Below are 17,661 nucleotides of genomic sequence, written 5' to 3' on the forward strand. Positions count from 1 at the left end.
TGTAATGTTGACCCTCGAAAATCTATCCGTACTGATGCTGCTGGCTACCGTCGGTGCTTGGCTTTGGCATAACCACGGGCTGCGTGAAAAAGCGCTGGAAAGGGTCAAACAGCATTGCGCCAAGCTCGACCTGGAGTTGCTCGACGGCAACGTCGCGCTCAAACGTATCGCCTTTATCCGTGATGCCAATGGCAGGAAGCGCCTGGCCCGTGTGTATAACTTTGAGTTCACGGTAACCGGGGAGCAACGCCACCCCGGCACCATCACTCAATTTGGCGCCCACGCCATGCAAATCGAACTGGCGCCCTACCCGTTCGAGATCAAGCCAGTGCAACACCATGACAACGTGATTGAAATGAAACAGTGGCGCCAGGAGCACAACCGCTGGCACAACTGATCAACACAGGCATGCCGCCATGCCTTGTTGCAGCGCTTCAGCATCCTGGGGCTGAGCAAAGATCAGTTCGATACGTGAATCACGCCGCCAGTGGCTCGACTGCCAGACCAGGGGTTTACCTTCCAATGCGTTAGCAGACTCCCAACCTTCCGGGCTGTGGATAACCAGTTTGGCCCGGCGCCACACCAGCCCCGCAAGAAACCCCTCTATACGCTGCGCATCGAGCAACTGACTCGGGTGCCAGCGCCAGCCAATGCTCCAGCCGTCAGTTGATTGATGGTGCAGACAGATCGGCTCGGATGGACTTGTCCACAGAGCGCCGAGTGGTGCGGTACCGTCAGGCAACGCAGAATTATCCACAGCCGGCTTATCCACAATTGCGGTGGACTGCTTCAGCAGCTCATCCAGAGGTAACCGACCCTGTTCCGTCCAATAGCACGGCACGGTGGGTAATCGGGAGGTTATCCACACCCGTTTTTCACTATCCACAGCCTCGGCTTTGTTCAGCACCAACAACCCTGCCTCAACCAATGCGGCTTGCTGACTGTCCGCTAGCGGCTGGCCACCCGCCAACATCTGGGCATCCAGCACCATCACCAAGGGCTGCACATCCAGCACACCCTGCCATGGTGGCTGGCGCAGTTGCGCCAACAGCTGCGCCGGGTGACCAAGCCCTGAAGGTTCGATAAACAGCCGGTCTGGTCTGGATTTGCGCAACAACCGACCCAGGCCAACCTGAAACGGTGCGCCGTTCACACAACACAAGCACCCTCCAGCCACCTCGCCCATGGCAATGCCGTCATCTGCAGTGCTGAGCAGCGCCGCATCCAGGCCGATCTGACCGAACTCGTTTATCAACACCGCCCAGCGCTCAGTGGCCGGGCGATGAGCCATCAAGTGGCGAATCAGACTGGTCTTACCGGCCCCCAAGGGCCCGGCAATCACGTGGGTAGGTATGTTCTGCAGCATGGTCATCAACAGGCCTGGAAGATCGCACACTATGCGCTGGACTCAGGCCATCCAGTCAAGGCTAAGGATCAAACGGCGCTCACCGTTGGCCAGTGCTGGCGACCTGTGGATAAGCCCGCAGCCTTCATTACCCAACCACTTCTCCCCCTTCAGCAAGGCGACAGCACCACAGCCCAACTGACGAACCCGCGCCGGCTCGACCTCTGCCGGCAGCGGCTGGACGCGTTTATCCACAGCCTCTTCCAGCCATTCGCTGCCGGGCCCGGCATAGGTCGTGAGCAGCCGCAAGGGTACGTGATCGACATGCCAACGCGGGCACATGGCGTTGTCCAGTGCCGTAAGACGTACCCCAACCCGACGAGCATCAAGCAGGCAGGCATAGGCACCAACCAGCCAGGCCACATCGGCGACGAAGCCATCGTAGCCTGTCAGGTCGGCATAGCCTCTGGCCACCGCAGGCAATGCCGGAAGTTGCCCGTCGTCGTCCAATTCCAACGTGAACGACTCCGCCAATGGTTGGTTCAATGACAACAACAGGCTGGCAAAATCGGCGATATGCACAGGCAGTTGCCGCTCCCAAACGGCCAGATTGACCCCGTCCTGCAAGGCTTCACCCAGGACCTGAGGTGATTCACCAAGTACCTGGCGCGGAACATAACGAGGCGTTGGTGCCAACATCAGGCAGCGTCCTCTTCGTACCACGGACCAAAGGGGTCCGGCAGCTGACTCCAGGCGTCTTCGCCTAGCGCCATTTCAGCGTCACTCAGCAAGCAGGCCGCCAGCTCAGCTTCAAGCCTGGCAAAATCAATATGCTGGCCGATGAACACCAGTTCTTGCCGACAATCACCGCACGCGCTGTTCCAATGCTTGAGGATTGCCGCCTGACTGTCCTGATCCTGTGGCCAATGCTCGCGAGGCACAAAGCGCCACCAACGACCGGCGAATCCGTGTCTAACCATGCCACCTGCCTGAGACCAGCTACCGGCATCACTCAGTTTACTGGCCAGCCAGAAAAAGCCCTTGGAGCGCAGCAGTCGCCCATTCGTCCAGGGGCTGTGGATAAAGTCGAAGAAGCGCTGCGGATGCAACGGACGCCGGGCCTGCCAGGCCCATGAGCAAATGCCATACTCCTGCGTTTCAGGCACATGCGTACCACGCAGTTCCTGAAGCCAACCGGGCGCCTGCGCGGCCTTGTCCAAGTCGAACAAGCCGGTGTTGAGGATCCGCTCCAGCGGCACCTGTCCCATGACCATTGGAACAATCTGCGCGTGAGCGTTAAGGCTACGCAGGATCGCCATTAGTTCGTCACGGCTGTGGCTACCCACCAGATCGATCTTGCTGACCAGAATCACATCAGCGAACTCCACCTGCTCGATCAAGAGGTCACTGATCGAACGCTCATCCTCTTCGCCAAGGGTTTCGCCACGGCTCGCCAGGCTTTCCGCAGCCTGATAATCACTCAGGAAATTCAAACCATCGACTACCGTGACCATGGTATCGAGCCGCGCCTGGTCGGCCAGGCTGCGGCCTTGGTCATCCCGGAAGGTAAAGGTTTCAGCCACGGGGAGTGGTTCAGAAATTCCGGTCGACTCAATCAGCAAGTAATCGAACCGACCTTCTCGAGCCAGTCGCCCGACTTCCTCGAGCAGGTCTTCGCGCAAGGTGCAGCAGATGCAACCGTTGCTCATCTCGACCAACTTTTCCTCGGCACGGTTCAAGCTGACATTACGTTGCACCTCACTGGCATCGATGTTGATTTCACTCATGTCGTTGACGATCACTGCCACCCGGAGGTTTTCGCGATTGCGCAGCACATGATTGAGCAGCGTGCTCTTGCCTGCGCCGAGAAAGCCAGAGAGCACAGTAACGGGAAGACGGTCGGGCATGGTGGGGTCCTCATCGGGGCAGCATTCGATAGATGCTTTACGACATGTTATATTATAACAGTGCGCTTATTCCAAGCACCTTCGCAAGCGCACGACCGCTAGCCACCTCGAGGAAGTCTTGATGAATCAACCGTGGGCTTGGCTTGTTTGCCTCGCTGCACTTGCCCCGCACGCCCTCGCGCAGGCACTACCCAGCGACACGCTGGCGCACTGCACGCGCAGCGCAAACCTGCTGGCCTGCAAGGATCTCGAGGGCAATTACTACAGTGTGCAAACCAAAGGCAGCACCGTGTTTTTGCGCGGGTACGAGATAGAGGGCAAACGTCGCTGGGCACAAACCAGCGACCGCTACGGTCAACTGACCTTCTTCACCGGGCTGGCCAGTGACGGTGAAGCCTGGGTCGGCTACAGCCGTCGCGTCGGTTGGACCACGATCAACCGCGTATCCAGTTCCAGCGGACAGCGCTTTGGCGTGCGCTGCAGTCGAGTAAGCGGTTGCCAGTAATCCCTGCAGTCTTGTGGAGCACTGCATCGTTATAATATAACAAACTACTTTTCCGCCACGACGAACAACCCATGACTGCCCTGCCTCTTCCCGACATTGCCACTCAGGCACTACACCAGCCACTACCACTGAACTGGGTGGGCATGTGCGGCATTGCCTTGCCGGTGTCGTTCAACGCTCAACGGCTGCGCGCCAGTGCCGATGCCGGCGTCAGCCTGGATAACGGCGAATCACGCGGGATACACATGTCGCGCTTGTACCTGGCACTGGAAGCACTGGAACAAAAAGAACTTTGCCCAGCACTGATTCATCAGGTGCTTGAACACTTTCTGGAAAGCCACTGCGGTCTTTCTGACAGCGCTTACCTGCGCCTGCAATTTGAAGTCATGCTGAAACAGCCAGCATTGGTCAGCCCGCTGTCAGGCTGGAAGGCCTATCCCGTGGTGCTGACTGCACGCCTAGAACAAGAAGTGTTCCACGTGGAACTAAATGTGCACGTGACCTATTCCTCAACCTGCCCCTGTTCCGCAGCACTCGCAAGGCAACTGATTCAACAGCAATTTCTCGCCGATTTCGCTAACCAACCACTCAGCCATGATGCGCTGCTCTCCTGGCTAGGCAGTGCCGCTGGCATCGTTGCCACGCCCCATAGCCAACGCAGCCTGGCAACGTTGCAGGTACGTTTAACGCAAGACGTTAGTGTGTTTCCCATCGTCGCACTGATTGATCATGCCGAAGGAGCACTGGGTACGGCGGTGCAGACCGCAGTGAAACGCGCCGATGAGCAAGCCTTCGCACTGGCCAACGGTCAGAACCTGATGTTCTGCGAAGATGCCGTACGCCGTTTACACCTGGCCTTAAGGCGCCATGCCTGGATCGACGGGTTCAGCCTGCAGGTTGAACATGCCGAGAGCTTGCATGCTCACGATGCAGTCGCCCGCAGCCAGTGGCAGTGGTAGTGGTAGTGGTAGTTCATTGGTAAGGGAGAAATAGCCATGATTCGCAAGAACCCCAGCGGTGATCTACCGGTGATCGCCGAATCCGCTTATGTCGATAAAACGGCAATCATCTGCGGCAAGGTGATCATCGCCGACAATGTGTTCGTTGGGCCCTATGCGGTCATTCGGGCTGATGAAGTGGACAGCAACGGCGCGATGGAGCCCATCACTATTGGCGCCAACTCCAACATTCAGGATGGTGTGGTGATCCACTCAAAGTCAGGGGCCGCGGTGACCATTGGCGAGCTCACCTCGATTGCTCACCGCTCCATCGTCCATGGCCCCTGCACCGTTGGCAATCGGGTGTTCATCGGCTTCAACAGCGTACTGTTCAACTGCACCGTCGGCGACGGCAGCGTGGTACGGCACAACTCGGTGGTCGATGGCTGCAACCTGCCGGCGCAATTTTATGTGCCCTCAACAACGCGAATGGGTGCCAGCACGGATCTCTCACAGTTTCCTCCTGTGAGCATCAGCGCATCGGAATTCTCCGAAGACGTAGCCCGCACCAACGTTGACCTGGTGCGGGGCTACAAGGCGCTGCAGAACGAGTTCTAGGTGCGTGGCTTAACGGTGCCGCAGTTGCTGCCGAGCCAGACCGCACGGGTTTCCATGCTGCCCTGTTGCTGCGTTCCCGAAGCGTTGAAGGTGCCGTTGACCTTGGTCAGGAACTCACGGTCACTGAGGAACTGAGCCTGCCCGGCGCCTTGGGCTTTGGGGCAGCTAAAACGGAATTTCCAGACATTGCCGTTGCGCTCGGTGATTTCCTGGCGACAACCTGACTTGGGGTCTTGCAAGGGGATGTTATCGCTGTTGACCTGCTCCTGAGTCAGGCAGGAGCGCACGCCATTCCCCGCCACAGTGACACCTTGCTTGGCCAACACCTGCTCCATCATTGCACGCTGCTCGGGCGGCAGGTTTTTCAACTGGCCGAGCATGAACTGCATATCCGGCAGCGGCTTGCCATCAACCTGCATGTTGCTGGTGGTCAACTCCCACAGGCCTGGCTGCAACATCTGTGCATTCACCAACGGGCTCGCCAACCCGAAGACCAGCGCCAGTATTGGCAGACGAATCTTCATCTAGTCACTCCTCGAAACGCCGGCGTCGGGCCGGAACATGGTTTAGACGCTGATTTACGCTTTCGGTTGCAAGTACTGCCCGGAACATGCTCTGGTAGAGGCAGTGCCAGCGGACAGCAGGATGTGTATGGATTACCACAGCCCCTACTTCTTCGGTTACCTGATCGGCCTGATCCACTTGCTGGGTGTGGGTGCCGCACTCCACGCCGTGGTCAGCGTCCGTACTGCGCAGGGTGCGATCGCCTGGGCCCTGTCGCTGTTGTTCATACCCTACCTGACACTGATTCCTTACCTGGTGTTTGGCAGCCGAACCTTCGATGCGTACATCGAAGCACGACGTCAGGCCAACCGCGAGATGCACCTGGCCATCACTGACCTGAACTGGCGCCCGTGGGTGGAAGAAGCATTAGCTGCGCGAAGCTCCAGCTCCTACGCCGCCTTGCGCGCATTACCGAAACTCGGTCGCATGCCTTGCTTGGCGAACAATCAAATCAAACTACTGATCGATGGGCAGGCCACCTTCAGCGCCATCCTTGATGCCATTGCCCAAGCCCGTAATACGGTGCTGGTGCAGTTTTTCATCATCCATGACGATGAACTGGGCCGGCGGCTGCAAACACTGCTACTGAAAAAAGCCGCCGAAGGCGTAAAGATCTATGTGCTTTACGACAGTGTCGGCAGCCACGGCCTACCCTCGGCATACTGCCAGACGCTGCGTGAAGGCGGCGTTGAGATACGTGCCTTCAGCACCCGTCACGGCTGGTTCAATCGCTTCCAGGTCAACTTCCGCAACCACCGCAAGATCGTCGTCGTCGACGGCTTGCAAGGCTTCGTCGGTGGGCACAACGTTGGCGATGAGTACCTGGGAGGCAACCCCAAACTGTCGCCTTGGCGCGATACCCACGTACAGGTCAGCGGCCCAGTGCTGGCCTGCCTGCAGGAATCCTTTGCCGAAGACTGGTTCTGGGCCGCACGGCAATTGCCGCCATTGATCCTGCCGGATGAGTACCCGGACGAGGGCGTACTGTGCCAAGTGCTGGCCAGCGGGCCAGCTGATCCTCAGGAGACCTGCTCACTGTTCTTCATCGAGGCGATTCATTCAGCGCGTGAGCGCCTATGGATAACCAGCCCGTACTTCATTCCCGATGAGGCGATCTTCGCCGCGCTACGACTGGCCGTTCTGCGAGGCGTCGATGTGCGTATCCTGTTGCCCTCACGTCCCGACCATCGGATCGTCTATGCCGCTTCCAGCCTGTTTGCCTTCGAGGCGGTGCGCGCCGGGGTGCGGATCTTTCGCTACCAGCCCGGGTTCCTGCATCAGAAGGTCGTACTGATCGACGATGAAGTCAGTGCGATCGGCAGCGCGAACCTGGACAACCGCTCCTTCCGCCTGAACTTCGAGATCATGCTGCTGACCATCGACAGGACCTTTGCCGATCAGGTCGAAGCCATGCTCAAGCACGACTTCGAACAGGCTCGGGAAATCACTGCCGAGGACAGCCGCGACACCCATCGACTGCAGTTGCTGGGCATGCGTATCGCCAGGCTGATCTCCCCCATCCTCTAGTGGCGAGGCATCGTCAGCGATAAAGATCCGCCCGGGTCCATGGCAGGGTATGACTGCCATCGGCCAGCGGCTTTACCGCCAGAATCTGGTGCAGGTTGATCCAGCCCTTGGCGAAGGCGTATGAACAACCGGCCAAGTACAATCGCCAGATTCTCAGCGCGCGTTCAGGCACCAGACGTCCGGCTTCATCAAGCTTCGCCTCCAGTCGATCACTCCAGAAGTGCAATGTCCGGGCATAGTGCAAACGCAGGCTTTCCACATCGACCACCTCTAGCCCGGCATCGCTGATGTAAGCACTGATCATCGACAGGTGCGGCAGCTCGCCATGGGGGAACACATAGCGGTCAATGAACTCGCCTGCCCCCCGCCCGACTGGCCGACCATCAATATGTTTGGCGGTGATGCCGTGGTTCATCACCAGGCCACCTTCACGGACAGCGCCAAACAGGCGCTGGCAGTACAACGCCAGGTTGGCATGGCCAACATGCTCGAACATGCCAACACTCACCACCTTGTCGAAACGGCCATCCTGCGGCAGATCCCGGTAGTCGAGGATTTTTAGATCAACCTGCTGCTCCAGGCCTTCCGCCTTGACCCGTTCCCGACCCAGCTTGAGTTGCTCCTTGCTCAAGGTGATACCCATGACCTTGGCACCGAACTCGCGGGCGGCAAACCGCGCCAGGCCACCCCAACCACAACCGACATCCAGCAAGTAGTCACCGCGCTGCAGCCGTAGCTTGCGACACAAATGCTCGAGTTTGTCCTGCTGGGCTTGCTCAAGGGTTTCATTGCCCGTCTTGAAGTAGGCGCAGGAGTAGACCATTTCCTGGTCGAGCCAGAGCTGATAGAAATCGTTGGACAGGTCGTAATGGTAGGAAATATCAGCCGCGTCAGTCGTCTTGTCATGCGCAGCACGCTGGGGTTGTGGCTCGTCATCATCCAGAAGCAGCGCTTGAGTCAGTTCGTCGCAAACCTGGATAACCTCGCCGATATTACCTTCCAGCTCCAGCCTGCCTTCGACAAATGCCGACCCCAGATCATCAAGGCTAGGACGGGTAAGCTGACTCATCAGCTGTGGGTCCTTCACCACAATGGTGACGTGTGGCCCAGGCCCCAGATCGAAGTGGAGACCATTCCAAAACTTCAGGCGAAGTGGCAGCCGTACGTTTTGCAGAGCCGCTGGAAGTTGCGCAAGCATGAAAAAACCTCCCGTTGTCTTAGAACGTCACGAGGAAAAGGGTAGTTCATCTGCGAGAACTTTCTGAATAAGTCCACACCACAGATTGTATACAATCCATCAATCACGGACTAATCTTGCGCCCATTGTCGATACCTCATCCTGGAGTACAGCAATGAAAAGCTACGATATCGTGATCATTGGCGGGGGGCCGGGTGGCTACAACGCTGCTATTCGGGCCGGGCAATTGGGCCTTAGCGTCGCCTGTGTGGAAGGTCGTTCAACCCTGGGCGGCACCTGCCTGAATGTCGGTTGCATGCCGTCAAAGGCGCTGTTGCATGCCTCTGAACTCTACGACGCCGCCAGCAATGGCGAACTGGCCACACTGGGTATCGAGGTGAAACCGACCTTGAACCTGGCCCAGATGATGAAGCAAAAAGATGACAGCGTTACCGGCCTGACCAAAGGAATCGAGTACCTGTTCCGCAAGAACAAGGTCGACTGGATCAAGGGCTGGGGTCGTCTCGACGGCGTCGGCAAGGTCAAGGTAACCGACGCGCAAGGGACCGTCAGCGAACTGCAGGCCAAGGACATTGTCATTGCCACCGGTTCCGAACCTACGCCGCTGCCAGGGGTGCCCCTTGATCACCAACGCATCATCGACTCCACCGGCGCCCTCTCCCTAGCCGAAGTGCCCAAGCACCTGGTCGTGATCGGAGCAGGTGTCATCGGCCTGGAGCTGGGCTCGGTATGGCGTCGCCTTGGCAGCCAGGTCACCGTCATCGAGTACCTGGACCGTATCTGCCCAGGCACTGATGAAGAGGCCGCGAAAACCCTGCAACGCTCACTGGCCAAGCAAGGCATGACCTTCAAGCTGGGCACCAAAGTGACCCAGGCCAGTGTCGTCGGGAACGCTGTGCAACTGACTCTGGAGCCTGCCGCTGGCGGTGCTGCCGAAACGCTGGAAGCCGACTATGTGCTGGTGGCCATCGGACGTCGCCCTTACACCCAAGGCCTGGGGCTGGAGACCGTCGGCCTGGAAACCGACAAGCGTGGCATGCTCGCCAACGAGGGCCATCGCTCGACGGTTCCCGGTATCTGGGTCATTGGCGACGTCACCTCGGGGCCGATGCTCGCGCACAAGGCCGAGGACGAAGCGATCGCCTGTATCGAGCGAATTGCCGGCAAGGCGCACGAAGTCAATTACGGCCTGATCCCAGGGGTTATCTACACCCGCCCGGAGCTGGCCAGCGTCGGCAAGACCGAAGAACAACTCAAGGCCGAAGGCCGGGCCTACAAGGTTGGCAAGTTCCCGTTCACCGCCAACAGCCGGGCCAAGATCAACCATGAAACCGAAGGGTTCGCCAAAGTCCTGGCAGATGCCAACACTGACGAAGTCCTTGGCGTGCATCTGGTTGGCCCGAGCGTCAGCGAGATGATCGGTGAGTACTGCGTGGCCATGGAGTTCAGCGCCTCGGCCGAGGACATCGCCCTCACCTGCCACCCGCACCCGACCCGCTCCGAGGCCCTGCGCCAGGCGGCCATGAACGTCGAAGGCATGGCGATGCAGATCTGACCTCAGTCTGCCTGCACACCTGACCTGCGAACCTGCGGCGCGACCCGCCGCAGGTTCAGCAAAAGATGAGCGAACAAGCCAAAGATCAGCCCCCAGAAAGCGGCCGACAGCCCCAGAAACGACATCCCGGATGCCGTCACCAGAAAGGTGATCAGCGCAGCTTCGCGGTCAGCCGGCACACTCATCGCCCCGGCAAGCGCACCACCAATGGCACCGAACAGCGCCAGCCCGGCCAGGGCTGCGATCAAAGCGGCCGGAAAGGCACTGAACAACGAGACCAATGTCGCGCCGAACACGCCCAGCAACACATACAGTGCACCACCGCAAACGCCCGCCCAGTAGCGCCGATGTGGATCATCATGAGATTCACGACCGGTGCAGATCGCCGCAGTAATCGCCGCCAGGTTAAGGCCATGGCAACCAAAGGGCGCCAGCAACAGGCTGGTGAACGCACTGCTGCTGATGATCGGGCTGGCGGCTGTGGCATAACCGTCATTACGCAGCACGACAACCCCCGGCACAAACTGCCCGGTCAGTGCGACCATCACCAGCGGCAAGCTGATACTCAGCACTGCGTTCCAACTGAACTCCGGCAGGGTCAAGACGGGTGTCGCAAGGCCAATGACCAGCTCCGAACTTTTCAACTCGCCATTGGCCAGAGACAGGCTCACCCCGCAAATCAGTACCGCCAGTACGGCATAGCGCGGGGCCAGGCGCTTGAACAGCAGGTAGGTGACAAACATCGCCAAGACCAGCACCGGCTGCGCTTTTACCGACAGAAACAGACCCGTACCGAAACTGAACAGGATGCCGGCCAACATGGCCGCCGAAATGGCTGACGGCAGCTTGCTGACGATCCGATCAAACGCCCCGGACACGCCCACGCCAAGGATGATCAGGTTGGCGACGATGTAGGCGCCTACCGCCTCGGCAAAGGCAATGTTGGGCAGCAGCGCCACCAGCAACGCCGAGCCAGGCGCCGACCAGGCGATTACGACAGGGACTTTGTAGCGCAGGCTGAGGACCACCCCGAGCAGACCACTGCCAATGGAAATGGCCCAGACCCAGGAAGACAATTCGGCCGCCGACAACTGTGCGCTGTGGGCGGCCTGAAAGACGATCACCAGTGGCCCGGCATAAGAGATCATTGTGGCGATCAGGCCGGCCACCAGGGCGGACACAGAAAAGTCGCGGAACAGAGGCTTCATCGGACCACCATGGGCTTGTGCTTGTCTTAACGCAGAACGCCGGCCTAGCCGACGCCTGCATCAATGGTTCATATCATTGATGCAGGCGTCGGCTAGGCCGGCGACAAACCGAGTGCGTTACTCAGGCATCCTGCAAGGCACGCGGACGATTGCTGCGCAGTTCAAAGGCTGGCTGCGGCGCGGCCTGCAACTGGAAGTCAAAGTCCATCTCGGCAAAGCGTCCTTCGACACCCCGGGCATCGGCAGCCGCAGCATCTTCGACGAAGCGCAGCTCACCGACCAGCCCATCGCGGGTGGCGTAGGCGAAATCATCCCACAGGTATTGATCACCGGACAGATTGATCTGGGTGGTCAGGTGACGGTGACCCGGTGCAGAGATAAAGAAGTGCACATGCGCTGGGCGATTGCCATGGCGGCCCAGTTGGTCAAGCAGCTCCTGGGTTGGACCGTCCGCTGGGCAGCCATAGCCCGACGGCACGATGCTGCGCGCACGGTAACGGCCTTCTGCATCGGTGATGATGCGACGACGCAGGTTGTAGTCCGACTGAGTGCTGTCGAAGTAGGAGTACGTCCCCTGGGTGTTGGCATGCCACAAGTCGACCACCGCGCCGGCTACCGGTTGGCCGTGCTCATCCAGTACCCGCCCTTGCAGGAACATCACGGTGCCGGCATCGAGACCATCGTCCATCCGCACTTCACCTTCGGCCAATGGCGCACCGGCTACGTACAGCGGGCCTTCAATGGTTCGCGGCGTTCCGCCGGACAAACCTGCTGCTTCATCCTGGGCATCCAGTTGCAGGTCCAGGTAGTGCTCCAGGCCAAGACCGGCTACCAGCAAACCGGCTTCCTGACGTGCGCCCAGGCGATTGAGGTAATCCACTGCTTTCCAGAACTCATCCGGCGTCACCTGCAGGTCTTCGATGACCCGGGCAACGTCATTGATGATGCGATTGACCAGGGTCTTCAGGCGTGGATTGCCTTCCTGATTGAGCAAGCCGCTGGCTTCTTCGAAGAATTTTTGCACATCGGCAGTGTGAGCGATTTTCACGGTCATGATTGGCTACCTCGAATTGTTGTTATCAGTAATCAGCGATCAACGGTCATCGGAATGGATCGACGAGGGATGCCGGCACAGGCCGTCAATCTCGATGTCCATGTAGGGGAACAGCGGCAGTTGCATCAGGGTGTCGTGCAGCGCTTCGACGCTGGGCAGGTCAAAGACGCTGTAGTTGGCGTAATGCCCGGCAATGCGCCACAGGTGGCGCCAGATACCCTCGTGCTGCAGACGTTGGGCCAGCGCCTTTTCGTCAGCCTTGAGCCGGGCCGCCAGGGCCGGGTCCATGTCGAGCGGCAATTTCACGGTCATTTTCACGTGGAACAACATGTGGGCTCTCCTATTCAGCGGCGGCTGAAGAACGCCAGGCGCTCTTCATCCAGGGTCAGGCCCAGGCCTGGGGTACGCGGGACGTGCAAGGCGAAATCGCGGTACACCGGTGCCTCGACGACGATCTCTTCAGTCAACAGCAGCGGGCCGAACAGTTCGGTGTGCCAGGTGAGCGCGTTCAAGGTGACGAAGGCATGAGCCGAGGCCAGGGTGCCGATCGAACCTTCGAGCATGGTTCCGCCATACAGGGCGATCCCGGCGGCTTCGGCGATCTGGGCGGTGCGCAACACCGCGCGCGGGCCACCGTTCTTGGCGATCTTCAAGGCGAAGATGCTGGCGGCACCGTCGGCGGCCAGGCTGAAGGCGTCCTCGACACTCTCGATAGACTCATCAGCCATGATCGGTGCCGGGCTGCGCTGATTCAGGCGTACCTGACCGGCACGGTTGATGCGCGAGATCGGCTGCTCGATCAGGTCGATGCCGTTGTCACCCAACACCTGACAGGCGCGAATCGCCTGAGACTCGTCCCAGTACTGATTGACATCGACCCGCACGCTGGCGCGGTCGCCCAAGGCGTGCTTGATCGCGGTGACGTGGCGCAGGTCATGGGCCACTTCATTGGCGCCGATCTTCAGTTTGAAAATGCGGTGGCGACGCTGATCGAGCATCTGCTCGGCTTCTGCGATATCGCGGGCAGTGTCGCCGCTGGCCAAGGTCCAGGCGACTTCCAGGCTGTCACGCACTCGTCCGCCCAACAGCTCGCTGACCGGCAGCCCCAGGCGTTTGCCTTGGGCATCGAGCAACGCACTTTCAATGCCCGACTTGGCGAAGGTATTGCCCTTGATCACCTTGTCCAGGCGCTGCATGGCACTGTTGATGTTGCTGGCATCGAGGCCAATCAGCATCGGCGCAAAGTAGCTGTCGATGTTCTGCTTGATGCTTTCCGGGCTTTCATTGCCATATGCCAGACCACCGATGGTGGTGGCCTCGCCCAGACCTTCGATGCCGTCACTGCAGCGCAGGCGAATGATCACCAGGGTCTGCTGCTGCATAGTGTGCATGGCCAGCTTGTGCGGGCGGATGGTCGGCAGGTCGACGATGGTTGTCGAGATGCTCTCGATCAGGGGGTAACTCATCAGGATTCTCCAGGGGGGCTCAACCGAGGTCGCCGCCACCGACCGGCAGCACCGTGCCGGTGATGTAAGAGGCCTCGTCGGAGGCGAGAAAAAGAATCGCGCCGACCTGTTCGTCGAGGCTGCCGTAGCGTTTCATCAGGGTGCTGTCGATGGTCTGGTCGACGATCTGCTGATACCAGCCCTGTTCCTGCGCGCTTTGCTCGGCACTGTTACGCGGCACGCGACGGGGTGGTGCTTGCGTACCGCCCGGCGCCGTGGCATTGACCCGCACACCACGCTCAGCAGTCTCGAAAGCCAGGCACGCGGTCAATGCATTGACCCCGCCCTTGGCCGCGCCGTAAGGCACGCGGTTGATGCTGCGCGTGGCAATCGAGGAGACGTTGACGATGGCCCCCTGGCCCTGCTCAAGCATGTACGGCAGCGCGGCGTGGCAGCACCAAAGGGTCGGGAACAGCGAACGACGCACTTCGGCCTCGATCTGGTCGGCCTGGTAATGCTCGAAAGGCTTGGCCCAGATGGTCCCGCCGACGTTGTTGATCAGCACATCGAGCCGACCGAAGTGCTCCACCGCTGCCGCCATCACACGCTGGCACTCGCTGTGCTGCTCCAGGTCGGCGGTGAGGGTCAATACACCTTCGGCCTGCAGCTCATGCACCAGCTCCGAACGGTCAACCGCGACCAGTACGGCACCCTCTTCCAGAAGGCGCTCGGAAAGGCGCCGACCGATACCCTGCGCCGCACCCGTAACCAGCGCGACCTTGTTGTCGAATCTGTTGCCCATGACAACCTCGAATAAAAAAGAGCCGCCCGTACCCGCACGATGCGAACGGCTCCAAAAAAGGATCAGGCCGCGGACGCAGCGAATTTCTCGTAGTAGAAATTCGCCGGGGTGATGCCCTGCTCGCGGATGTACTGGCTGACCGCCTCGACCATGGGCGGCGGGCCGCACAGGTAGACATCGACATCACCGTCATTGAGGTGGCGCGGCTCGATGTGCTGGGTGACATAACCCTTGAGAGGGTGCTGGCTGTCGGGGTTGGCCACACAGGCACTGAAGGTGAAGTTGGGAATGCGCGCAGCAAAGGCTTGCAGACGATCCAGTTCAACCAGGTCGAAGTCGTTCGTGACCCCGTAGATCAGGTGCAGCGGATGCGCACTGCCCTCTTCGGCGATTTTCTCGAGCATTGCGGTGAACGGTGCCAACCCGGTACCGCCAGCCAGCAACAGCAACGGACGACGGATCTCGCGCAGGTAGAAACTGCCCAACGGACCGGCCAGGGTCATGCTGTCACCGGCCTTGGCCAGGCCAGTGAGGAAGCTGCTCATCAGCCCACCCGGCACGTTGCGGATCAGAAAGCTGACTTCGCCATCCTTCTGCAATGAGCTGAAGGAATAGGCGCGGGTCTGCTCGCTGCCCGGTACGCCAAGGTTGACGTACTGGCCCGGCAGAAATGCCAGGCGGCTCAACGCCTCGCCCTTGATCGATAGCGCAATGGTGCTGTCTGAGAGCTGGCGCACGTCACTGATGCTGGCCTGGTAGCTGGCCTGCTCGGTCTTGCACACCTGTGACGAGGCCGGTACGCGGATCACACAGTCGCTTTCGGCGCGCATCTGACAAGTCAGCACGTAGCCCTGGGCCACTTCTTCCTCGCTCAAGGCGTCTTCGATGTATTCCTGGCCCAGGTCGTAACGACCGGCCTCGGCAAAGCACTTGCAGGTTCCGCAAGCGCCATCACGGCAGTCCAGCGGGATGTTGATACCCTGGCGGTAGGCCGCATCGGCCACGGTTTCGCCGCCAGCGGCGTCGATGAAGCGGGTGACCCCGTCTTCGAAATTCAAGGCGATCTTGTGCATGGCGCACCTCGTGGATCAGGTTGTTGCTCGAAAACCGGGTCAGATGTGGTAGATGTCGATGACCTGGCGTACGTAGTCGTTCTTCAACACCACTTTCTTGGCCTTGATCAGCGGGCGATCGCCACGCACATCAAGGGTGTAGAAGCTGGTGCCGAAGTAACTGTCCACGGTCTTGTAGCGGAAGCTCAGGGTGTGCCAGTTGAAACGCAGGTGGCACAGCCCATCGCTCTGCTCAAGCAGTTCGAGATTGCTGATGTTGTGCGAGGTGCGGGTGTCGGGCATGGTCGCACTGGAGCGTTCGGTCTTGATCCGGAACACCCGGTCTTCCAGACCGCCACGGTTGCCGTACCAGATCAGCGAGATTTCCCGCTGCGGGTTCTCGGTAAGCTGGTCGTTGTCGTCCCATGCCGGCATCCAGAACGTGGCATCGCTGGCATAACATTCCAGCCATTGATCCCACTGGCTGTCGTCCAGGTAGCGGGCTTCCTGATAAAGGAAGTCGCGTACGGCTTCGTAGGAAATGCTCATTGCACGGCCTCCACAGGGATCAACTGCTGCTCGGCTTCAAGGGCCTTGAGCATGGTTTCCTGCCAGTACTTGTGCTGCAGTACAAACAGGCCCTCATCCTCGGTACGCACACCGCTGAGGTGTGGACGCAGGTCGATTTCCTGGGCCGCGGCATCGGCGCCTTCAACCCAATGCGTAGCCCCGCGGGACATGTCATTCCAGCCACGGTTGCCCTGGTAACCCATCTGACAGGAGCGGAATTCTTCCAGGTCATCCGGTGTCGCCATGCCGCTGACGTTGAAGAAGTCTTCGTACTGACGAATACGCAAGGCACGGGCCTCGGCGCTTTCACCCTTGGGCGCGATGCAGTAGATGGTGATCTCGGTCTTGTCCACGGCAATCGGCCGGGCAATACGGATCTGCGAGCTGAACTGATCCATCAGGTAAACGTTGGGGTACAGGCACAGGTTGCGCGAGTTTTCGATCATCCAGTCGGCACGGGCCTGACCGAAGTCGCGAGCCAGTTCATCACGACGCTCGAACAACGGACGGTCTTCAGGGTTGGCCCAACGCGTCCAGAGCAGCAGGTGGCCCTTGTCAAAGGAGTAGAAACCACCACCATTCTTGGCCCAGCCACCGGCACTCATGGTCTTGACCTCTTCACCCGCTTCGCGCTGCTTGCGCTGGTTCTGGGTGGCGGCGTAGTTCCAGTGCACGGCACTGACGTGGTAGCCGTCGGCGCCGTTCTCGGCGGTCAGCTTCCAGTTGCCTTCGTAGATGTAGGTGGAAGAACCACGCAGCACTTCAAGGCCGTCCGGTGACTGGTCGACGATCATGTCGATGATCTTGGCCGACTCGCCGAGGTGCTCGACCAGAGGCATTACATCCGGGTTCAGGCTACCAAACAGAAAGCCGCGGTAAGACTCGAAACGCGCAACCTTGGTCAGGTCATGGGAGCCTTCGCAATTGAAGCTCTGCGGGTAACCGGCATCGACCGGATCCTTGACCTTGAGCAGTTTGCCGGAGTTGTTGAAGGTCCAACCGTGGAACGGGCAGGTATAGGAAGAGCGGTTACCACTCTTGTGCCGGCAGAGCATCGCACCGCGGTGGCTGCAGGCATTCAGGAAAGCGTTGAGTACCCCATCCTTGTTGCGCGCGATGAAGATCGGCTGGCGCCCCATGGTGGTACTCAGGAAGTCGTTCTTCTCGGGAATCTGGCTTTCGTGGGCCAGGTAGATCCAGTTGCCCTCGAAGATGTGTTTCATTTCCAGTTCGAACAGACGGGGGTCGGTGAACATCTCGCGCTTGCAGCGGTAGATGCCCTTCTCCTGATCTTCTTCAAGCAGGGAATTAAGGTATTCGAATCCCAGGGACATGGCCGGGGCCTCCGTTGTTATTGTTCAGGCCATGTCAGG

Annotated in this window: 19 protein-coding genes; 6 read left to right on the plus strand and 13 right to left on the minus strand. The window is 59.6% G+C overall.

Going from position 1 to position 17,661, the window contains the following annotated elements; all coding sequences use genetic code 11:
- The first annotated feature begins 4 nt into the window (after positions 1 to 4).
- Positions 5 to 397, plus strand: a complete 393-nt coding sequence (locus tag AB7M23_RS06015) for a DUF3301 domain-containing protein (RefSeq protein ID WP_065758086.1) — start codon at positions 5 to 7, stop codon at positions 395 to 397.
- On the opposite strand, the gene AB7M23_RS06020 is transcribed toward AB7M23_RS06015, so the two are convergent.
- Genes AB7M23_RS06020 through zigA form a run of 3 tightly spaced genes read right to left on the minus strand, consistent with a single transcriptional unit; the run spans position 398 to position 3,252 of the window.
- Complete coding sequence (locus AB7M23_RS06020; protein WP_102052760.1) at positions 398 to 1,366, minus strand: CobW family GTP-binding protein; 969 nt, start codon at positions 1,364 to 1,366, stop codon at positions 398 to 400. It lies immediately after the preceding gene.
- Between the two features lie 42 nt (positions 1,367 to 1,408).
- Complete coding sequence (locus AB7M23_RS06025; RefSeq protein ID WP_102052745.1) at positions 1,409 to 2,044, minus strand: DUF1826 domain-containing protein; 636 nt, start codon at positions 2,042 to 2,044, stop codon at positions 1,409 to 1,411.
- On the minus strand, positions 2,044 to 3,252 hold the full coding sequence (gene zigA / locus AB7M23_RS06030) for a zinc metallochaperone GTPase ZigA (RefSeq protein ID WP_454240412.1): 1,209 nt from the start codon (positions 3,250 to 3,252) through the stop codon (positions 2,044 to 2,046). The genes AB7M23_RS06025 and zigA overlap by 1 nt, the downstream gene beginning before the upstream one ends.
- A gap of 121 nt (positions 3,253 to 3,373) precedes the next feature.
- Here zigA and AB7M23_RS06035 point away from each other — a divergent pair, with 121 nt between their 5' ends.
- The 3 genes from AB7M23_RS06035 to AB7M23_RS06045 all read left to right on the plus strand — a co-directional run bounded on the left by AB7M23_RS06035 (position 3,374) and on the right by AB7M23_RS06045 (position 5,313).
- Entirely contained in the window at positions 3,374 to 3,757 is a 384-nt protein-coding gene (locus tag AB7M23_RS06035; protein ID WP_102052746.1) for a glutamine synthetase, read from the plus strand.
- A 71-nt stretch (positions 3,758 to 3,828) separates the two neighbouring features.
- On the plus strand, positions 3,829 to 4,716 hold the full coding sequence (gene folE2 / locus AB7M23_RS06040) for a GTP cyclohydrolase FolE2 (RefSeq protein WP_102052747.1): 888 nt from the start codon (positions 3,829 to 3,831) through the stop codon (positions 4,714 to 4,716).
- Between the two features lie 36 nt (positions 4,717 to 4,752).
- The gene (locus AB7M23_RS06045; RefSeq protein ID WP_454240413.1) at positions 4,753 to 5,313 is read left to right on the plus strand and encodes a gamma carbonic anhydrase family protein; all 561 of its coding nucleotides are present in this window, start codon (positions 4,753 to 4,755) and stop codon (positions 5,311 to 5,313) included.
- Here AB7M23_RS06045 and AB7M23_RS06050 read toward each other — a convergent pair.
- Positions 5,310 to 5,837: a DUF3617 domain-containing protein gene (locus AB7M23_RS06050; RefSeq protein ID WP_099776417.1), complete on the minus strand. Its 528-nt coding sequence runs from the start codon at positions 5,835 to 5,837 to the stop codon at positions 5,310 to 5,312. The two genes, AB7M23_RS06045 and AB7M23_RS06050, sit on opposite strands and share 4 nt — an antisense overlap.
- 127 nt (positions 5,838 to 5,964) lie before the next feature.
- Between AB7M23_RS06050 and cls the strand changes: the two genes are divergently transcribed.
- Positions 5,965 to 7,404 (plus strand): cardiolipin synthase, encoded by a 1,440-nt coding sequence (gene cls, locus AB7M23_RS06055; RefSeq protein ID WP_454240414.1) that lies wholly within the window; start codon positions 5,965 to 5,967, stop codon positions 7,402 to 7,404.
- Positions 7,405 to 7,417: 13 nt separating this feature from the next.
- Here cls and cfaB read toward each other — a convergent pair whose 3' ends face one another.
- Positions 7,418 to 8,602, minus strand: coding sequence for a C17 cyclopropane fatty acid synthase CfaB (gene cfaB / locus AB7M23_RS06060; RefSeq protein WP_102052749.1), 1,185 nt, complete (start codon positions 8,600 to 8,602; stop codon positions 7,418 to 7,420).
- A gap of 154 nt (positions 8,603 to 8,756) precedes the next feature.
- Here cfaB and lpdA point away from each other — a divergent pair, with 154 nt between their 5' ends.
- Positions 8,757 to 10,157: a dihydrolipoyl dehydrogenase gene (gene lpdA / locus AB7M23_RS06065; protein WP_454240415.1), complete on the plus strand. Its 1,401-nt coding sequence runs from the start codon at positions 8,757 to 8,759 to the stop codon at positions 10,155 to 10,157.
- Between the two features lie 2 nt (positions 10,158 to 10,159).
- Here lpdA and AB7M23_RS06070 read toward each other — a convergent pair whose 3' ends face one another.
- The 8 genes from AB7M23_RS06070 to benA all read right to left on the minus strand — a co-directional run bounded on the left by AB7M23_RS06070 (position 10,160) and on the right by benA (position 17,622).
- Positions 10,160 to 11,365 carry a benzoate/H(+) symporter BenE family transporter gene (locus AB7M23_RS06070; RefSeq protein WP_099776425.1) on the minus strand — a complete coding sequence of 402 codons (1,206 nt, stop codon included), beginning with the start codon at positions 11,363 to 11,365 and terminating at the stop codon, positions 10,160 to 10,162.
- A 121-nt stretch (positions 11,366 to 11,486) separates the two neighbouring features.
- Entirely contained in the window at positions 11,487 to 12,419 is a 933-nt protein-coding gene (catA, locus tag AB7M23_RS06075; protein WP_065759593.1) for a catechol 1,2-dioxygenase, read from the minus strand.
- A gap of 39 nt (positions 12,420 to 12,458) precedes the next feature.
- Positions 12,459 to 12,749 (minus strand): muconolactone Delta-isomerase, encoded by a 291-nt coding sequence (gene catC, locus AB7M23_RS06080; protein WP_102052753.1) that lies wholly within the window; start codon positions 12,747 to 12,749, stop codon positions 12,459 to 12,461.
- A gap of 14 nt (positions 12,750 to 12,763) precedes the next feature.
- On the minus strand, positions 12,764 to 13,885 hold the full coding sequence (locus tag AB7M23_RS06085) for a muconate cycloisomerase family protein (protein ID WP_454240416.1): 1,122 nt from the start codon (positions 13,883 to 13,885) through the stop codon (positions 12,764 to 12,766).
- A 19-nt stretch (positions 13,886 to 13,904) separates the two neighbouring features.
- Positions 13,905 to 14,666, minus strand: coding sequence for a 1,6-dihydroxycyclohexa-2,4-diene-1-carboxylate dehydrogenase (locus AB7M23_RS06090; protein ID WP_454240417.1), 762 nt, complete (start codon positions 14,664 to 14,666; stop codon positions 13,905 to 13,907).
- A gap of 62 nt (positions 14,667 to 14,728) precedes the next feature.
- Positions 14,729 to 15,739: a benzoate 1,2-dioxygenase electron transfer component BenC gene (gene benC, locus AB7M23_RS06095; RefSeq protein ID WP_065759589.1), complete on the minus strand. Its 1,011-nt coding sequence runs from the start codon at positions 15,737 to 15,739 to the stop codon at positions 14,729 to 14,731.
- 39 nt (positions 15,740 to 15,778) lie between these two features.
- On the minus strand, positions 15,779 to 16,267 hold the full coding sequence (gene benB, locus AB7M23_RS06100; protein ID WP_102052756.1) for a benzoate 1,2-dioxygenase small subunit: 489 nt from the start codon (positions 16,265 to 16,267) through the stop codon (positions 15,779 to 15,781).
- Entirely contained in the window at positions 16,264 to 17,622 is a 1,359-nt protein-coding gene (gene benA / locus AB7M23_RS06105; RefSeq protein WP_454240418.1) for a benzoate 1,2-dioxygenase large subunit, read from the minus strand. Before benA ends, benB begins: the two co-directional genes overlap by 4 nt.
- Between the last annotated feature and the right edge of the window lie 39 nt (positions 17,623 to 17,661).

The organism is Pseudomonas sp. HLS-6 TE3448 (assembly GCF_053629555.1).